Source organism: Pelomonas aquatica (assembly GCF_026712205.1).
In the GTDB taxonomy this organism is placed as follows: Bacteria; Pseudomonadota; Gammaproteobacteria; order Burkholderiales; family Burkholderiaceae_C; genus Pelomonas; species Pelomonas aquatica.
In genome coordinates this window covers 1-15,277 of sequence record NZ_JAPPUW010000016.1, presented here as the reverse complement: position 1 = coordinate 15,277, position 15,277 = coordinate 1, and the positions used below count along the sequence as shown (strand labels likewise).

Genomic DNA, 15,277 nt, shown 5'->3' with positions numbered 1-15,277 from the left:
CCGGCGATGAACGCCCCCGCCCGAAACCCTGACCGCGCCGCGCGCCTGCAGCAGCTCGTCGCTGCGCTGGCGCCCGTGCTGCCGGCCCACGCGCTGCTGCACCAGGCCGAGCAGACCACGCCCTATGAGTGCGACGGCCTGACGGCCTACCGCCAGCGGCCGCTGGCCGTGGCCCTGCCCGAGACCGAGGCCCAGGTGGCCGCCGTGCTGAAGGCCTGCCACGCCATCGGCGTGCCGGTCGTCGCGCGCGGCGCCGGCACCGGCCTCTCGGGCGGCGCGATGCCGCACGAGGCCGGCCTGACGCTGGCCCTGGCCCGCTTCAACCGCATCCTGGCCATCGACCCGCTGGCCCGCACGGCCCGCGTGCAATGCGGCGTGCGCAACCTCGCGATCAGCGAGGCCGCCGCGCCGCATGGCCTCTACTACGCGCCCGACCCCAGCAGCCAGATCGCCTGCACCATCGGCGGCAACATCGCCGAGAACAGCGGCGGCGTGCACTGCCTGAAATACGGCCTGACGCTGCACAACGTGCTGCGCGTGCGCGGCTTCACGGTGGAGGGCGAGCCCGTCGAGTTCGGCAGCGAGGCGCTGGATGCCGCGGGCCTGGACCTGCTGGCGCTGGTCGTCGGCAGCGAAGGCATGCTGGCCGTCGTCACCGAGGTCACCGTCAAGCTCGTGCCCAAGCCCCAGCTCGCGCGCTGCCTGATGGCCAGCTTCGACGACGTGCGCAAGGCCGGCGACGCGGTGGCCGCGCTGATCGCGGCCGGCATCATCCCGGCCGGCCTGGAGATGATGGACAAGCCCATGACGGCGGCGGTGGAGGACTTCGTCCACGCCGGCTACGACCTGGACGCCGAGGCCATCCTGCTGTGCGAGAGCGACGGCACGCCCGAGGAGGTGGCCGAGGAGATCGCCCGCATGGAGGCCGTGCTGCGCGGCAGCGGCGCGACCGACATGCAGGTCAGCGCCGACGAGGCCCAGCGGCTGCGCTTCTGGAGCGGCCGCAAGAACGCCTTCCCGGCGAGCGGCCGCATCAGCCCCGACTACATGTGCATGGACTCCACCATCCCGCGCAAGCACCTCGCCACCATCCTGCTCGACATCCAGCAGATGGAGAAGAAATACGGCCTGCGCTGCGCCAACGTCTTCCATGCCGGCGACGGCAACCTGCACCCGCTGATCCTGTTCGATGCCAACGACCCCGACCAGCTGCACCGCTGCGAGCAGTTCGGCGCCGAGATCCTGGAGCGCAGCGTGGCCCTGGGCGGCACCGTGACCGGCGAGCACGGCGTGGGCGTCGAGAAGCTGAACTCCATGTGCGTGCAGTTCAGCGCCGAGGAGCGCGCACAGATGCTGGCCCTGAAGGCCGCCTTCGACCCCGCCGGCACGCTGAACCCCGGCAAGCAGATCCCCACGTTGCACCGCTGCGCCGAATACGGCCGCATGCATGTGAAGCGCGGGCTGCTGGCCTTCCCGGAGCTGGAGCGGTTTTGAAGTTCGACGACCTGCAGGCGCAGATCCGCGCCGCGCGCACGCCGCTGCGCATCAGCGGCCACGGCAGCAAGGATTTTTATGGCGAGGCGCCGCGCGGCGAGGCGCTGTCCACGCTGACGCTCAACGGCATCACGGCCTACGAGCCCAGCGAGCTCTACATCAGCGCGCTGGCCGGCACGCCCATCGCCGACGTCGAGGCGGCGCTCGCCGAGCAACGCCAGCGCCTGGCCTTCGAGCCGCCACGCTTCGGCGGCCGCGGCACCGTGGGCGGCATGGTGGCGGCCGGTCTGTCCGGCCCCAGCCGCGCGGCGCTCGGCTCGGTGCGCGACCATGTGCTGGGCGCCGTCCTCATCAATGGCAACGGCGAGCTGCTGAGCTTCGGCGGCACGGTGATGAAGAACGTGGCCGGCTTCGACGTCAGCCGCGCGCTGGCCGGCTCCATGGGCCAGCTCGGCCTCATCACCGAGGTCACGCTGAAGGTGCTGCCGCTGCCCGCGGCCACGGCCACGCTGCGCTTCGACCTGGACCAGCCGGCCGCGCTGCAGGCGCTCAACGCCTGGGGCGGCCAGCCCCTGCCCATCGAGGCCAGCGCCTGGTGGGACGGCGCGCTGCTGCTGCGTCTGGCCGGTGCGAACGCCGCGGTCGAGGCGGCCTGCCGCAGGCTCGGCGGCGATGTGATCCCGGCCGACATGGCCGCGCCGTTCTGGACCGGCCTGCGCGACCAGGGCGACGAGTTCTTCGTCGGCGCCCAGCGGGCCGTGGCCGGTGGCGCGCGGCTGTGGCGCCTCTCCCTGCCCGGCACCGCGCCCGAGCTCAGGCTGCATGGCGAGCAGCTCATCGAATGGGGCGGCGCCCAGCGCTGGGTGGTCACGCCGATGGAGCTCGCCGCGGTGCGCGAGGCCGCGGCCGGCGCGGGCGGGCATGCGACGCTGTTCCGCGCGCTGGACAAATCGCCCGGTGCCTTCGCGCCGCTGTCGGCGCCGCTGGCCGCCATCCACCGCCGGCTCAAGGCCGCGTTCGACCCGCGCGGCGTGTTCAACCCCGGCCGCCTCTACGCGGGGCTCTGAGAAGCTGCCTGAGCATGGAACTGCTGCGCGGCCTGACGCTGCTGCTCATCGCCCAGGCCCTGGGCGAGGCCCTGGTGCGGCTGACCCATGCCCCGCTGCCCGGCCCGGTGCTGGGCCTGCTGCTGATGCTGCTCGCGCTGCGCTGGGCGCCGCTGCGCGACACGCTGCGGCCCGCGGCCGAGGGCCTGCTCGCGCATCTGTCGCTGCTCTTCGTGCCGGTGGGCGTCGGCGTGATGACGCATCTGCACCTGATCGGCGAATACGGCCTGCGCCTGCTGCTGGCCGTCGTGCTGTCCACCGGCCTGGGCCTGGCCGTCACGGCCTGGGTGCTGCGCGCCTTCCTGGCCCGCGAGAAGCAGGGCTGAAATGTTGCGGCCCCCACGCTCACTTCGTTCACTGCCCCCCGAGGGGGGCTGTCAGCGCCTTCGGGCGGCCGGGCGGCGCTGACATGCAGGACTTCGTGCAGCTCTGGGTCTACCTCAGCGCGACGCCGCTGTTCGGGCTGACGGCCACGCTGGCCGTCTATGTGCTGGCGCATGCGGCCTATCTGCGCCTGGACCACGCGGCCTGGGCCAACCCGGTGCCTTGGAGCGTGGCGGTGCTGGCCGTGCTGCTGCTGGCCAGCGGCACGCCCTATCCGACCTATTTCTCCGGCGCGCAGTTCATCCACTTCCTGCTCGGGCCGGCCGTCGTCGCGATGGCCTGGCCGCTGTGGCAGCGGCGCGAGGAGCTGCGCCGGCGCTGGGGCGCCATCCTCGTCGCGGCGCTGGCCGGCGGCGCGGCGGCCTCGCTCGGCGCGGTGGCCATCGGCTGGGCGCTGGGCCTGCCGCACGACCTGGTCGCATCGCTGGCCACCAAGTCGGTCACCGCGCCGGTGGCCATGGGCATCGCCGAGAAGATCGGCGGCATCCCGGCGCTGGCGGCCGTGTTCGCGGTGCTGACCGGCATGATCGGCGCGGTGGGCGGCAAATACCTGTTCGACCTGATCGGCGTGCAGCCCATGGTCGCGCGCGGCTTCGCGCTCGGCACCTGCGCCCACGGCCTGGGCGCGGCGCGCGCGATGCAGGTGGACGCCGATGCCGGCGCCTACGCCAGCCTGGCGCTGGGCGTGCAGGTCATCCTGGCGTCGCTGCTGATGCCCCTCGTGTTCCAACTCTTCTTCTAGACATGCAGACGACCCTCGCTCCCGAATTCGCCGGCACGCGCGACGGCACCGAGGCCGAGGCCATCCTGCGCCGCTGCGTGCACTGCGGCTTCTGCACCGCCACCTGCCCGACCTACCAGCTGCTGGGCGACGAACTCGACGGCCCGCGCGGCCGCATCTACCTGATCAAGCAGGTGCTCGAAGGCGCCGAGCCGACGCGCGAGACGCAGCTGCACCTGGACCGCTGCCTGACCTGCCGCAACTGCGAATCGACCTGCCCGTCGGGCGTCGAATACGGCCATCTCGTCGACATCGGCCGGCGCGTGGTGGACGCCAAGGTCGCGCGCCCCGGCGGCGAGCGCCGCGTGCGCTGGCTGCTGAAGGAGGGCCTGACCTCGCCGCTGTTCAAGCCGGCGATGAAGCTGGGCCAGGCGCTGCGTCCGCTGGTGCCCGCCGCGCTGCAGGACAAGGTGCCCGGCCGGCCGCCGGCCACCGCGCATGACTGGCCCACGCGCCAGCTCAACCGCAAGGTCGCGCTGCTGCTGGGCTGCGTGCAGCCGGCCATGGCACCCAACATCAACAGCGCGACGGCCCGCGTGCTGGACGCCGCCGGCATCCAGACCGTCGTCGCCGACGGCGCGGGCTGCTGCGGCGCGATCCGCGAGCACCTGGGCGACCACGCGGGCGCGCTGGCCGACATGCGCCGCAACATCGACGCCTGGTGGCCGCTGCTGGCCGGCCCGGGCGAGCGCGTCGAGGCCCTGGTGATGAACGCCTCGGGCTGCGGCGTGACGGTGAAGGACTATGCCCATGCGCTGCGCCATGACCCCGGGTACGCCGACAAGGCGCGCCGCATCGGCGAGCTGACGCGCGACCTGAGCGAACTGCTGCCCGAGCTGGTGCCGGCGCTGAAGAGCCGCCTCAAGGCCAGGGCGGGCGCGCTGGCCTACCATCCGCCGTGCACGCTGCAGCACGGCCAGCAACTCAAGGGCGGCGTCGAAGCCGGGCTGCGCGAGCTGGGCTTCGAGATCGCCTGCGCGCCCACCGACAGCCACCTCTGCTGCGGCTCGGCCGGCACCTACTCGGTGCTGCAGCCCGAGCTTTCCAAGCAGCTGCGCGACCGCAAGCTCGCCGCGCTGGCACCGCTGCAGGCCGAGCAGATCGTGTCGGCCAACATCGGCTGCATCCAGCACCTGCAGAGCGGTTGCAGTCAGCCGGTGCGGCATTGGGTGGAGGTGCTGGACGACGCGCTGCGGGGCGTGGGCGGCTGACGCCGGCGAGCTCTTCTTACAGCCCGGCTGCCGCCCTTCACTTCGCTGGGCGAAGTGAGCCTGCGCCGAAAGACCGCCAAGCTCGCTTCGCTCGTGGCCTTACAGGCCTGCTGCCGCGCGCAGCGCGGCCGCCTTGTCGGTCTTTTCCCAGGTGAATTCCGGCTCCTCGCGGCCGAAGTGGCCATAGGCCGCCGTCTTGGAGTAGATCGGGCGCAGCAGGTCCAGCATCTGGATGATGCCCTTGGGACGCAGGTCGAAGTGGTCGTGCACGAGCTGCGCGATCTGCTCGTCCGGGATGACGCCCGTGCCTTCGGTGTAGACGGTCACGTTCATCGGCCGGGCCACGCCGATGGCGTAGGCGACCTGGATCTGGCACTGGCGGGCCAGGCCGGCGGCGACGATGTTCTTGGCCACGTAGCGCGCGGCATAAGCGGCCGAGCGGTCGACCTTGGTCGGGTCCTTGCCCGAGAAGGCGCCGCCGCCGTGCGGGCAGGCGCCGCCGTAGGTGTCGACGATGATCTTGCGGCCGGTCAGGCCGCAGTCGCCCTGCGGGCCGCCAATGACGAAGCGGCCGGTCGGGTTGATCAGGTATCGGGTGTCGGCCGTCAGCCAGTCCTTGGGCAGCACCGGCTTGATGAGCTCCTCGCGGATGGCCTCGTAGAACTCGGGCGTCATCTTGTCGCCCAGGCTCATCTCGGGCGCGTGCTGGGTGGACAGCACGACGGTGTCGATGCTGTGCGGCTTGCCGTCCACATAGCGCATCGTGACCTGGCTCTTCGCGTCGGGGCGCAGGAAGGGCAGGCGGCCGTCCTTGCGCAGCTGGGCCTGGCGCTCCACCAGCCGGTGGGCGTAGTAGATCGGCGCGGGCATCAGCTCGGGCGTCTCGTCGCAGGCATAGCCGAACATCAGGCCCTGGTCACCGGCGCCGGTGTTCAGGTGGTCGTCGGAGGCGTGGTCCACGCCCTGGGCGATGTCGTTGCTCTGCTTGTCGTAGGCCACCAGCACCGCGCAGCCCTTGTAGTCGATGCCGTACTCGGTGTTGTCGTAGCCGATGCGCTTGATGGTGTCGCGCGCGACCTGGATGTAGTCGACGTGGGCGTTGGTCGTGATCTCGCCGGCCAGCACGACGAGGCCGGTGTTGCACAGCGTCTCGGCGGCCACGCGGCTGCGCGGGTCCTGCTCGAAGATGGCGTCGAGGATGGCGTCCGAGATCTGGTCGGCCACCTTGTCGGGGTGTCCTTCCGAGACGGATTCGGATGTGAAGAGGAAGTCGTTGGCCACTTTTAAACTCCTGGTGCTTGATGGCGGCGTCGCCGTCGCTCCTGGAGGTGCGGCGAACGCTTTAGCGGGATTTGTGAATCGCCCCGCAAGTAGTTCAGTAACTCGGCGATGCGCCAATTATAAGAAGCATGGGCTTGGTCTTCCGCTTGTTGTCCCGCTTGCCCTTGGCGCTTTTGCACGCTTTGGGGGCGCTGCTGGGCTGGATCGTCTATCTGGCGTCGCCCACCTACCGCCGCCGCTTCCAGGCCAATGCGACCCAGGCCGGCATCCCCTGGGCCGAGGCGCGCCCCGCCATCGCGGCGGCCGGGCGCATGTCGGCGGAGCTGCCCTGGCTGTGGGTCGGCACCCGGCGCCGGCCGCTGGGTGGGGCGCTGCAATGGGATGGCGCCGAGCTGCTGGCGGCGGCCCTGGCCGAGAAGCGTGGGCTGGTCATGCTGACGCCCCACATGGGCTGCTTCGAGATCTGCGCCCAGGCCATCGCCGAGCGTTTCACGACACCCGAGTCGCCCATCACCGTGCTCTACCGCCCGGCCCGCCAGGCCGCGCTGCGCGACGTGATGGCCGGCTCGCGCGAGCGCCCGGGCCTGGCCACGGCGCCGGCCACGCTGGCCGGCGTGCGGCAGATGATCCGCGGCCTGCGCCGTGGCGAGGTCATCGGCCTGCTGCCCGACCAGGTGCCGCCCGACGGCCTGGGCGTGTGGGCGCCGTTCTTCGGCCGGCCGGCCTACACGATGACGCTGGCGGCCCGCCTCGTGCAGCAGACCGGCGCGGCCCTGCTGCTGATCTGGGGCGAGCGGCTGCCCCACGGCCGCGGTTTCGTCGTGCATGTGCTGCCGGCGCCGGAGATCGCCCGCGGTGCCTTGGCCGAAGACGCGGCAGCCACCATCAACGCGGCGATGGAGTGCCTGATCCGCCGTGCGCCGGGGCAATACTTGTGGGGCTATCACCGCTACAAGGAGCCTCGCGGCCTGGACATCGGGGCCGCGCCCGATAATCAGGCCCCATGAGATTGCGCTTCACCAAGATGCACGGCGCGGGCAACGACTTCGTCGTCATCGATGCGACCCGCGAGCCGTTTTCGCTGACGCGGGAACAGATGCGCCGGCTGGGCGACCGCCGCTTCGGCGTCGGCTGCGACCAGATCCTCGTCATCGAGCCCGGCAGCGATGCCGGCGCGGACTTCCGCTACCGCATCTTCAACAACACCGGCGACGAGGTCGAGCACTGCGGCAACGGCGCGCGCTGCTTCGTGCGCTTCGTCGTCGACGCGGCGCTGACGGACAAGCGCGAGATCCGCGTCGACACGATGAACCGCCGCCTGCTGCTGAAGCTGCAGGACGACGGCCGCGTGACGGTGGACATGGGCGCGCCGGTGTTCGAGCACGCGGCCCTGCCTTTCGACGCCAGCGGCCTGAAGCCGCGGCTCGTGAACGGCTTCGAGCTCTGGCCCCTGGATGAGCTCCAGGGCGCCGAGGTGGCCGTGCTCTCCATGGGCAACCCGCATGCGGTGCAGCGCGTCGACGACGTCGAGACGGCGCCGGTGCTGACCCAAGGGCCGCTGATCGAGCGCCATGCCCGTTTCGCTAAGCGCGTCAACGCCGGCTTCATGCAGGTGCTGGCCCGCGACCGCATCGCGCTGCGCGTCTACGAGCGTGACGCCGGCGAGACGCTGGCCTGCGGCACGGGCGCCTGCGCGGCCGTCGTCGCCGGCATCCGGGCCGGCTGGCTGGACGGCGCCGTCGAGGTGCAGACCCGCGGCGGCCTGCTGAAGATCGAATGGGCGGGCGGCCAGAGCCCGGTGCTGATGACCGGCCCCGCGACGAAAGTTTTTGACGGAGAGATAGCGCTGTGAGTTCCAACCCGGCCGCGGATGCGGTGCAAGGCATCACCGAAACCGACATCGCCAACTACCTGGCGGCCACGCCCGGCTTCTTCGAGCGCCACGCGGCCCTGCTGGCCAGCGTGCAGCTGCAGCACCCGCATGGCGCGCGCGCCGTGTCGCTGCAGGAGCGCCAGGCCGAGATGCTGCGCGACAAGATCAAGGGCCTGGAGCTGCGCATCGTCGACATGATCCGCAACGGCCAGGACAACGTCGCCATCGCCGACCGCCTGCACCGCTGGACGCTGGCCGTCATGCGCGCCGCCGGCACGCCGGCCGAGCTGCCCGAGGTGCTGCTGGCCGAGCTGCGCCACCAGTTCATGATCCCGCAGGCCAGCCTGCGCCTGTGGGGCGTCGCGCCCGCGCACGAGGCGGCCGAGTTCGCGGCCTCGGTCAGCGCCGACGTGAGGAGCTTCGCGTCCAGCCTGAGCCAGCCCTATTGCGGCGTGAACTCGGGCTTCGAGGCGGCACGCTGGCTGGGCCTGAGCGAGAGCGGCGGCATCGCGACCTCGCTGGCGCTGATCCCGCTGAGCCAGCCCAAGGCCAACGAGGGCAAGCCCTTCGGCCTGCTGGTGCTGGGCTCGCCCGACCCGACGCGCTACACGGCCGAGATGGGCACGGACTTCCTGACCCGCGTGGGCGAGATCGCCAGCGCGGGGCTGGCGGGCCTGCTGGCCTGATGGGGCAGGCCGGGCGCCGGGCCGCCCCAAGCAGGCCTGACGTCCCCGTGGGGGACCGGCCGACGTACCCGGCGGCCGAGGGGCCTCAACTGCTCGCGGATTTTGGCGAGTTTCTGCAGCACGCCCGCGTGCAGCAACGCCTGAGTCCGCGCACGCTGCGCATCTACACCGACGGCCTGGAGCGCCTGCAGGCCATGCTGGCCGAGGCGGCCATCGACGCGCGGGCGCTGAGCCTCGCGCAGGCGCGGCGCCTCGCCGCGCTGTTGCACCGCGAGGGCCTGGCCCCGAAGTCCATCGCGCTGCTGCTGTCGGTCTGGCGCAGCGCCTACCGCTGGCTGGGCCTGCAGGGCCGCGTCGCGCTGAACCCCTTCGACGGGCTGAAGGCGCCCAAGGCGCCCAAGCCGCTGCCCAAGGCCCTGGGCGTGGACGATGCCGTGCAGCTGGCCAGCCATGTGCCCGACGAGGTGCCCGATTCGCGGCTGGAGGCGCGCGACCGCGCGATGGTCGAGCTGCTCTACGGCGCCGGCCTGCGGTCCGCCGAGCTGATCGGCCTGGACGTGCGGGCCAGTGGCCACGCGGCCGGCTGGGTCGACCTGCAATCGGCCGAGGTGCATGTGCTGGGCAAGGGCGGCAAGCGCCGCAGCACGCCGCTGGGCCGTGCGGCGGCCGAGGCCCTGCAGGCCTGGCTGGCCGTGCGCGAGCAGGTCGCGGCGGCCGGCGAGCCGGCGCTGTTCGTCGGCGCGCGCGGCCACCGTGTCGCCGGCTCGACGCTGCGCGCGATGCTGTCGGCGCGTGCGGTCGCCGCCGGCTCGCCGGCCCATGTCCATCCGCATATGCTGCGCCACAGCTTCGCTTCCCATCTGCTGCAGTCCAGCGGCGACCTGCGTGCGGTGCAGGAGCTGCTGGGCCATGCCCACATCACGACGACCCAGGTCTACACCCAGCTGGACCACCAGCACCTGGCTCGCATCTACGACGCGGCCCACCCGCGCGCAAAGAAATGACCCACCCCCTACCGGCTTCGCCGTGCCAAAGCCAGAGGTTTTGGCCTTCGGCAGGCACAAAGAGTCCTCAGGACTCTTTGTGTCCGGCCTCAGTCCCCTCAAGGGGGCGCCGCCAGCAGCCCGGCAAAGCCGGTTCTGCGGCGGCCGCGCGATGTGCCGCGGCGCTTTCAGCGCTCGCTCCAATCCTTGTTTCCGCAACCCCCGATGAAGTCCCCTTCGCGCACCTGAACGCGGTGCGCCCCGCCGCAGTCGAGAGCAACTGGACGTCGATGAAGATGCCCGACGGCGGCCGCACCGCGTTCGCGTCGATGAGCTATCTGATGGCCTATGACGAGGACTGGGGTTTCGGCCCCGGCTTCTACGGCGCGGCCAAGGGCAACTACGGCGGCATCTTCACGGTGGGCTTCACGGGCCAGCGGCGCTGGCGGCTGACGAGCAACACGCATCTGGCGGCCAGCCTCTACGTCGGCGCGGGCGGCGGCGTGTCCAGCCAACAGCTGCGCTTCGGCGGCGGCCTGATGCTGCGGCCCGAGCTGTCGCTGCGCACCGAGACCGGCCCCTGGTATTCGGGCATCGGCATCTCGCAGATCCGCTTCCCGAGCGGCAATGTGAAGAGCGGCATGGGCCTGTCCTTCACGCTGGGCCGGACGATGGACTTCGCGAGCTTCTCGCCCAACGACGCCGGCCGACCGGCACGCGCCGGGCGGCGCACCGGCCTGGGTTTCGACGAGATCGCGCTGACCGGCGGCTTCGAGAAGCCCCGCGCCTCCAGCCGCACCCGCGGCGGCACGCCCTATGCCGGCAAGGTCGGCAAGGCCGGCGCGGAACTGCGCCAGTACATCGCCGACGGCAGCTGGTGGGGTGTCGAAGCCTCGGGCGCGGCCAAGGGCGGCGTCGACGGCTATATGGAAGTGCTGGGCCAGATCGGCCAGGACTGGGCGCTGTTCGGCTCGCCGCGGCTGCGCGTCGGTGGCCAGCTGGGCGCCGGCCTGGGCGGCGGCGGCAATGTCGACAGCGGCAACGGCTGGCTGCTGCGCGCCGGGCCGACGCTGCGCTGGATCACGCCCTGGGGCCCCAGCCTGCGCCTGGATACCGGCTTCACCCATGCGCCCAGCGGGAGCTACGGCGCGAGCTATCTGCGCGCCGTGCTGGCCATGCCGCTGGACCGCACGCCGACGCTGATCGGCGAGGACCCCGGCGGCACGGTGCGCGTGCAGCAGCTGGGCGCCAGCGTCATGCGCCTGCCGCGCGTGAAGTTCAAGGACGGTCGCCAGGAGGCGGTCAGCCATCTGGCCGTCAGCATGTCGCGCGAGTTCTCCTCTCATGTCTACGGCGCGGCCATGGCCGGCAGCGCAGCGGCGGGCAGCGCGGGCGCCTATTCCTTCGGCCTGTTCGGCATCGGCCTGCAGAGCGACCCGCTGTGGGGCGGCCTGCGCTTCGGCGCCGAGTGGCTGGTGGGCGCGGCCGGCGGCGGCGGCGTGGCCGTGGGCGGCGGCGCGGTGACCCAGGCCGAGGCCTGGGCGCAATGGCAGCTGGCCGAGCGGCTGCGGCTGCGCGCCGGCGTCGGCGAGTTCCGCACGCTGCGCAGCAGCCAGCAGTCCACGCCGCTGACGCATCTGTCCCTCAGCTACGCCTTCGGCACGGTGCAGCGATGAAGAAAGTGACCATCCGCCCCGGCAAGGAGCGCTCCCTCGTCAAGCGCCACCCCTGGGTGTTCGAGAGCTCCATCGCGCGCGGCGGCGGCGATTCGGGCGAGACGGTGCGCGTCGAGTCGGCGGACGGGCAGTTCCTGTGCTGGGCCGCGTTCAGCCCGGGGTCGCTGATCCGGCTGCGGGCCTGGAGCTTCGACGAGGCCGAGCGCATCGACGCCGCCTTCTTCCGGCGCCGCATAGCCCAGGCCATCGCGATGCGCGCGCGGCTGGCCATCGCGTCCGACGCCTGGCGGCTGGTGCACGGCGAGGCCGACGGCCTGCCCGGGCTGGTGGTGGACCGCTATGGCGACACGCTGGTGGCGCAGTTCGGCAGCGCCGGTGCCGAGCGTTGGAAGCAGGTCATTGCCGACGCGCTGCTGGCGGCCACCGGCCTCACGCGGCTGTATGAGCGCTCCGACGCGCAGGCCCGCGAGTGGGAGGGCCTGCCGGTGCAGACGGGTTGGTTGAGGGGTGACGGCGAGACTGCACTGACCCTGCGCGAGCACGACTGGCGGCTGACGCTGGACGTGGCCGAGGGCCACAAGACCGGCTACTACCTCGATCAGCGCGACAGCCGCAAGCGCTTCGCCGACGCGGTCAGGCAGTTCGGCTGCGAGACGGTGCTGAACTGCTTCAGCTACACGGGCGGCTTCTCGGTGGCCGCGCTGGCCGGCGGCGCGCGCCAGGTCGTCAGCGTCGATTCGTCCGGCCCGGCGCTGCAGCGGGCCCAGGCCCATGTCGAGCTGAACGGCTTCGATGCGGGCCGCCACGAGGCCTGGGACGCCGACGTGAACGCGACGCTGCGCCGCTGCCTGCAGGAAGGCCGGCGCTTCGACGCCATCGTGCTCGACCCGCCCAAGTTCGCGCCCACGGCCGCCCACGCCGAGCGCGCCGCGCGCGCCTACAAGGACATCAACCGGCTGGCCTTCATGCTGCTGAACGACGGCGGCCTGCTCTACACCTTCTCCTGCTCGGGCGGCATCCCGCCCGACCTCTTCCACAAGATCGTCGCCGGCGCGGGCCTGGACGCGGGCGTGGACGGCTACATCGTCGAGCGCCTGTCGGCCGCGGCCGACCATCCGCAGACGGTGCGCTTCCCCGAGGGCGACTACCTCAAGGGCCTGGGCATCCTCAGGCGCTAGGCGAGGGCAGGGCGACGCGGGTGTCGAACTTAGCCCGCTTCACGCTGAAGAAGGCCTTGATGTTGCGGACGTTGGCGTCCTGGGTCAGCAGGCGCTGCGTCAACGCCTGGTAGGCCGGCATGTCGGCCAGCTGCACGACGAGGACGAAGTCCGGCCCCGGCGACACGCGCCAGCACTGCTGCACGGCGGCCTCCTGCACGGCGCGGGCCTCGAAGGCGTCCAGGTGCTCGGCGCCCTGGCGGTCCAGCGTGATCTCCAGGATGGCCGACAGGCCGGCGCCCAGCTTGTCCGCCGACAGGATGGCCACGCGGCGCTCGACGACACCGGCCTCCACCAGGCGCTTCACGCGGCGCAGGCAGGTGGCCGGCGACACGGCCACGCGGGTGGCCAGATCCTGGTTGCTCAGCGAGGCGTCGGCCTGCAGCGCGTCGAGCAGGCGGAGGTCGATGGCGTCGAATTCATTCATGTTTGATTTTAATTTGGATGAATATTTCTTCGTTGGAGATTGGGGAAATTTTCAATCAAATATTTGCTTATTTTGCATGCAATTGCCATCTTGCAATGCCTAGCATGGCGGCCTCACAGAACGGAGAGCAGCCATGTGCGGCATCGTCGGCGCGGTCAGCCAGCGCAATATCGTCCCCATCCTCGTCGAGGGCCTGAAGCGTCTCGAATACCGCGGCTATGACTCCTGCGGCGTGGCCGTGCACCAGGACGGCGGCCTGCGCCGCGCGCGCAGCACTTCCCGCGTGGCCGAACTGCAGGCCCAGGCCGACCAGGACGGCATCGCCGCCGGCACCGGCATCGCCCACACGCGCTGGGCCACGCATGGCGCGCCGGCCGTGCACAACGCCCACCCGCATTTCTCGGCCGGCCCCAACTCGGGCAACCCGGCCGGCGCCGAGGCCGTGGGCCGCATCGCGCTCGTGCACAACGGCATCATCGAGAACCACGACGAGCTGCGCGCCGAGCTAAAGGCGCGCGGCTATGTCTTCGCGAGCCAGACCGACACCGAGGTCATCGCCCACCTGATCGACCACCTCTACAGCGGCGACCTGCTGGACGCCGTGCAACAGGCGCTGCCGCGGCTGAAGGGCGCCTACGCGGTGGCCGTGTTCTGCCGCGACGAGCCGCACCGCGTCGTCGCCGCCCGCGAGGGCTCGCCGCTGGTGCTGGGCGTGGGCGAGGGAGAGAACTTCGTCGCGTCGGACGCGATGGCCCTGGCCGGCGTGACCGACCAGATCGTCTACCTGGAAGAGGGCGATGTCGTCGACCTGCAGCTGGGCCGCTACTGGATCAGCCGCCTGGACACGACGACCGGCCGCTTCGGCGCCGTGCAGCGCGAGGTCAAGACCGTGCACGCCCACAGCGGCGCGGCCGAGCTCGGCCCCTACCGCCACTACATGCAGAAGGAAATCTTCGAGCAGCCAGTGGCGATTGCGAACACGCTGGACGCGGTGACCGGCATCAGCCCCGAGCTCTTCGGCGACGGCGCCTATCGCGTCTTCAAGGAGGTCGACAAGGTCCTCATCCTCGCCTGCGGCACCAGCTACTACTCGGGCTCCACGGCCAAATACTGGCTGGAGAGCATCGCCAGGATCCCCACCAGCGTGGAGATCGCCAGCGAATACCGCTATCGCGACAGCGTGCCCGACCCGCGCACCCTGGTCGTCACGATCAGCCAGAGCGGCGAGACGGCCGACACCATCGCCGCCCTCAAGCACGCCCGCGCCCAGGGCATGAAGCACACGCTGACCATCTGCAACGTGGCCACCAGCGCGATGGTGCGCGAGTGCGAGCTGGCCTATATCACGCGGGCCGGCGCCGAGATCGGCGTGGCCTCCACCAAGGCCTTCACGACCCAGCTCGTCGGCCTCTTCCTGCTGACGCTGGCGCTGGCCCAGACCCGCGGCCACCTCGGCGAGGCAGACGAGGCCCGCCACCTGAAGAACCTGCGCCACCTGCCCGTCGCCGTGCAGGCCGTGCTGGCGCTGGAGCCCCAGGTCATCGCCTGGAGCGAGGAGTTCGCGCGCAAGGAAAACGCCCTCTTCCTGGGCCGCGGCCTGCACTACCCGATCGCATTGGAAGGCGCGCTCAAGCTCAAGGAGATCAGCTACATCCACGCCGAGGCCTACCCGGCCGGCGAACTCAAGCACGGCCCGCTGGCCCTGGTCACCGCCGAGATGCCGGTCGTGACCGTCGCGCCCAACGACGCGCTGCTGGAGAAGCTGAAGAGCAATATGCAGGAAGTCCGCGCGCGCGGCGGCCAGCTCTACGTCTTCGCCGACGGCGACACCGCCATCGAGAGCGAGGTCGGCCTGCACGTCATCCGCATGCCCGAGCACTACGGCGCGCTGTCGCCCATCCTGCACGTCGTGCCGCTGCAGCTGCTGGCCTATCACACGGCCTGCGCGCGCGGCACGGACGTGGACAAGCCCCGCAATTTGGCGAAGTCGGTCACCGTCGAGTGATGAAACCAAACAACAAAGTGACTCCAACAAATTACCTGATTGGTAAGCTGCCTCAGCAGGCTCACGCCATGAGCTACCCGACCCGTAATCTGACCTCCGAATCACCCCGGAGTGCAGACCATGGCGTTCAACTTCATCCAGTTCCAGCATGGC

Annotated in this window: 14 protein-coding genes; 12 read left to right on the top strand and 2 right to left on the bottom strand. The window is 71.3% G+C overall.

Translation table 11 applies throughout. The features are described 5' to 3' along the window. Nucleotides 1-6 precede the first annotated feature (6 nt). The 5 genes from NYP07_RS16865 (at nucleotide 7) to glcF (ending at nucleotide 4,976) form a co-directional block, all read left to right on the top strand. Entirely contained in the window at nucleotides 7-1,494 is a 1,488-nt protein-coding gene (locus tag NYP07_RS16865) for an FAD-linked oxidase C-terminal domain-containing protein (RefSeq protein WP_268152481.1), read from the top strand. After that, complete coding sequence (gene glcE, locus NYP07_RS16860; protein WP_268152479.1) at nucleotides 1,491-2,561, top strand: glycolate oxidase subunit GlcE; 1,071 nt, start codon at nucleotides 1,491-1,493, stop codon at nucleotides 2,559-2,561. Before NYP07_RS16865 ends, glcE begins: the two co-directional genes overlap by 4 nt. 14 nt (nucleotides 2,562-2,575) lie before the next feature. Further along, nucleotides 2,576-2,926: a CidA/LrgA family protein gene (locus tag NYP07_RS16855; protein WP_268152477.1), complete on the top strand. Its 351-nt coding sequence runs from the start codon at nucleotides 2,576-2,578 to the stop codon at nucleotides 2,924-2,926. A gap of 83 nt (nucleotides 2,927-3,009) precedes the next feature. Further along, nucleotides 3,010-3,726, top strand: a complete 717-nt coding sequence (locus NYP07_RS16850) for an LrgB family protein (RefSeq protein WP_268152475.1) — start codon at nucleotides 3,010-3,012, stop codon at nucleotides 3,724-3,726. Between the two features lie 2 nt (nucleotides 3,727-3,728). Then, complete coding sequence (gene glcF / locus NYP07_RS16845) at nucleotides 3,729-4,976, top strand: glycolate oxidase subunit GlcF (protein ID WP_268152473.1); 1,248 nt, start codon at nucleotides 3,729-3,731, stop codon at nucleotides 4,974-4,976. A gap of 99 nt (nucleotides 4,977-5,075) precedes the next feature. Here glcF and metK read toward each other — a convergent pair whose 3' ends face one another. After that, complete coding sequence (gene metK / locus NYP07_RS16840) at nucleotides 5,076-6,257, bottom strand: methionine adenosyltransferase (protein ID WP_268152471.1); 1,182 nt, start codon at nucleotides 6,255-6,257, stop codon at nucleotides 5,076-5,078. Between the two features lie 128 nt (nucleotides 6,258-6,385). Here metK and NYP07_RS16835 point away from each other — a divergent pair, with 128 nt between their 5' ends. The 6 genes from NYP07_RS16835 to NYP07_RS16810 all read left to right on the top strand — a co-directional run bounded on the left by NYP07_RS16835 (nucleotide 6,386) and on the right by NYP07_RS16810 (nucleotide 12,653). After that, nucleotides 6,386-7,264 carry a lysophospholipid acyltransferase family protein gene (locus tag NYP07_RS16835; RefSeq protein WP_268152469.1) on the top strand — a complete coding sequence of 293 codons (879 nt, stop codon included), beginning with the start codon at nucleotides 6,386-6,388 and terminating at the stop codon, nucleotides 7,262-7,264. After that, nucleotides 7,261-8,109, top strand: coding sequence for a diaminopimelate epimerase (gene dapF, locus NYP07_RS16830; protein ID WP_268152467.1), 849 nt, complete (start codon nucleotides 7,261-7,263; stop codon nucleotides 8,107-8,109). The genes NYP07_RS16835 and dapF overlap by 4 nt, the downstream gene beginning before the upstream one ends. After that, on the top strand, nucleotides 8,106-8,816 hold the full coding sequence (locus NYP07_RS16825; protein WP_268152465.1) for a DUF484 family protein: 711 nt from the start codon (nucleotides 8,106-8,108) through the stop codon (nucleotides 8,814-8,816). Before dapF ends, NYP07_RS16825 begins: the two co-directional genes overlap by 4 nt. Further along, the gene (locus tag NYP07_RS16820; RefSeq protein ID WP_378990720.1) at nucleotides 8,816-9,820 is read left to right on the top strand and encodes a tyrosine recombinase XerC; all 1,005 of its coding nucleotides are present in this window, start codon (nucleotides 8,816-8,818) and stop codon (nucleotides 9,818-9,820) included. Before NYP07_RS16825 ends, NYP07_RS16820 begins: the two co-directional genes overlap by 1 nt. A gap of 233 nt (nucleotides 9,821-10,053) precedes the next feature. After that, nucleotides 10,054-11,475, top strand: coding sequence for a hypothetical protein (locus NYP07_RS16815; protein ID WP_268152463.1), 1,422 nt, complete (start codon nucleotides 10,054-10,056; stop codon nucleotides 11,473-11,475). Continuing rightward, complete coding sequence (locus NYP07_RS16810) at nucleotides 11,472-12,653, top strand: class I SAM-dependent rRNA methyltransferase (protein WP_268152461.1); 1,182 nt, start codon at nucleotides 11,472-11,474, stop codon at nucleotides 12,651-12,653. Before NYP07_RS16815 ends, NYP07_RS16810 begins: the two co-directional genes overlap by 4 nt. Here NYP07_RS16810 and NYP07_RS16805 read toward each other — a convergent pair. Next, entirely contained in the window at nucleotides 12,643-13,119 is a 477-nt protein-coding gene (locus tag NYP07_RS16805; protein ID WP_268152459.1) for an Lrp/AsnC family transcriptional regulator, read from the bottom strand. The two genes, NYP07_RS16810 and NYP07_RS16805, sit on opposite strands and share 11 nt — an antisense overlap. Before the next feature lie 133 nt (nucleotides 13,120-13,252). On the opposite strand from NYP07_RS16805, the gene glmS reads away from it, so the two are divergent. Then, nucleotides 13,253-15,124 carry a glutamine--fructose-6-phosphate transaminase (isomerizing) gene (gene glmS / locus NYP07_RS16800; RefSeq protein ID WP_268152457.1) on the top strand — a complete coding sequence of 624 codons (1,872 nt, stop codon included), beginning with the start codon at nucleotides 13,253-13,255 and terminating at the stop codon, nucleotides 15,122-15,124. Nucleotides 15,125-15,277: the final 153 nt, after the last annotated feature.

What these genes read in the sequence shown, in the direction of transcription:
- NYP07_RS16810 (WP_268152461.1), top strand. Translation starts at nt 11,472, where the DNA reads ATGAAGAAAGTGACCATCCGCCCCGGCAAGGAGCGCTCCCTCGTCAAG.
- NYP07_RS16820 (WP_378990720.1), top strand. Translation starts at nt 8,816, where the DNA reads ATGGGGCAGGCCGGGCGCCGGGCCGCCCCAAGCAGGCCTGACGTCCCC.
- glcF (WP_268152473.1), top strand. Translation starts at nt 3,729, where the DNA reads ATGCAGACGACCCTCGCTCCCGAATTCGCCGGCACGCGCGACGGCACC.
- glmS (WP_268152457.1), top strand. Translation starts at nt 13,253, where the DNA reads ATGTGCGGCATCGTCGGCGCGGTCAGCCAGCGCAATATCGTCCCCATC.
- NYP07_RS16805 (WP_268152459.1), bottom strand. Translation starts at nt 13,119, where the DNA reads ATGAATGAATTCGACGCCATCGACCTCCGCCTGCTCGACGCGCTGCAG.
- NYP07_RS16835 (WP_268152469.1), top strand. Translation starts at nt 6,386, where the DNA reads ATGGGCTTGGTCTTCCGCTTGTTGTCCCGCTTGCCCTTGGCGCTTTTG.
- NYP07_RS16855 (WP_268152477.1), top strand. Translation starts at nt 2,576, where the DNA reads ATGGAACTGCTGCGCGGCCTGACGCTGCTGCTCATCGCCCAGGCCCTG.
- dapF (WP_268152467.1), top strand. Translation starts at nt 7,261, where the DNA reads ATGAGATTGCGCTTCACCAAGATGCACGGCGCGGGCAACGACTTCGTC.
- NYP07_RS16865 (WP_268152481.1), top strand. Translation starts at nt 7, where the DNA reads ATGAACGCCCCCGCCCGAAACCCTGACCGCGCCGCGCGCCTGCAGCAG.
- NYP07_RS16850 (WP_268152475.1), top strand. Translation starts at nt 3,010, where the DNA reads ATGCAGGACTTCGTGCAGCTCTGGGTCTACCTCAGCGCGACGCCGCTG.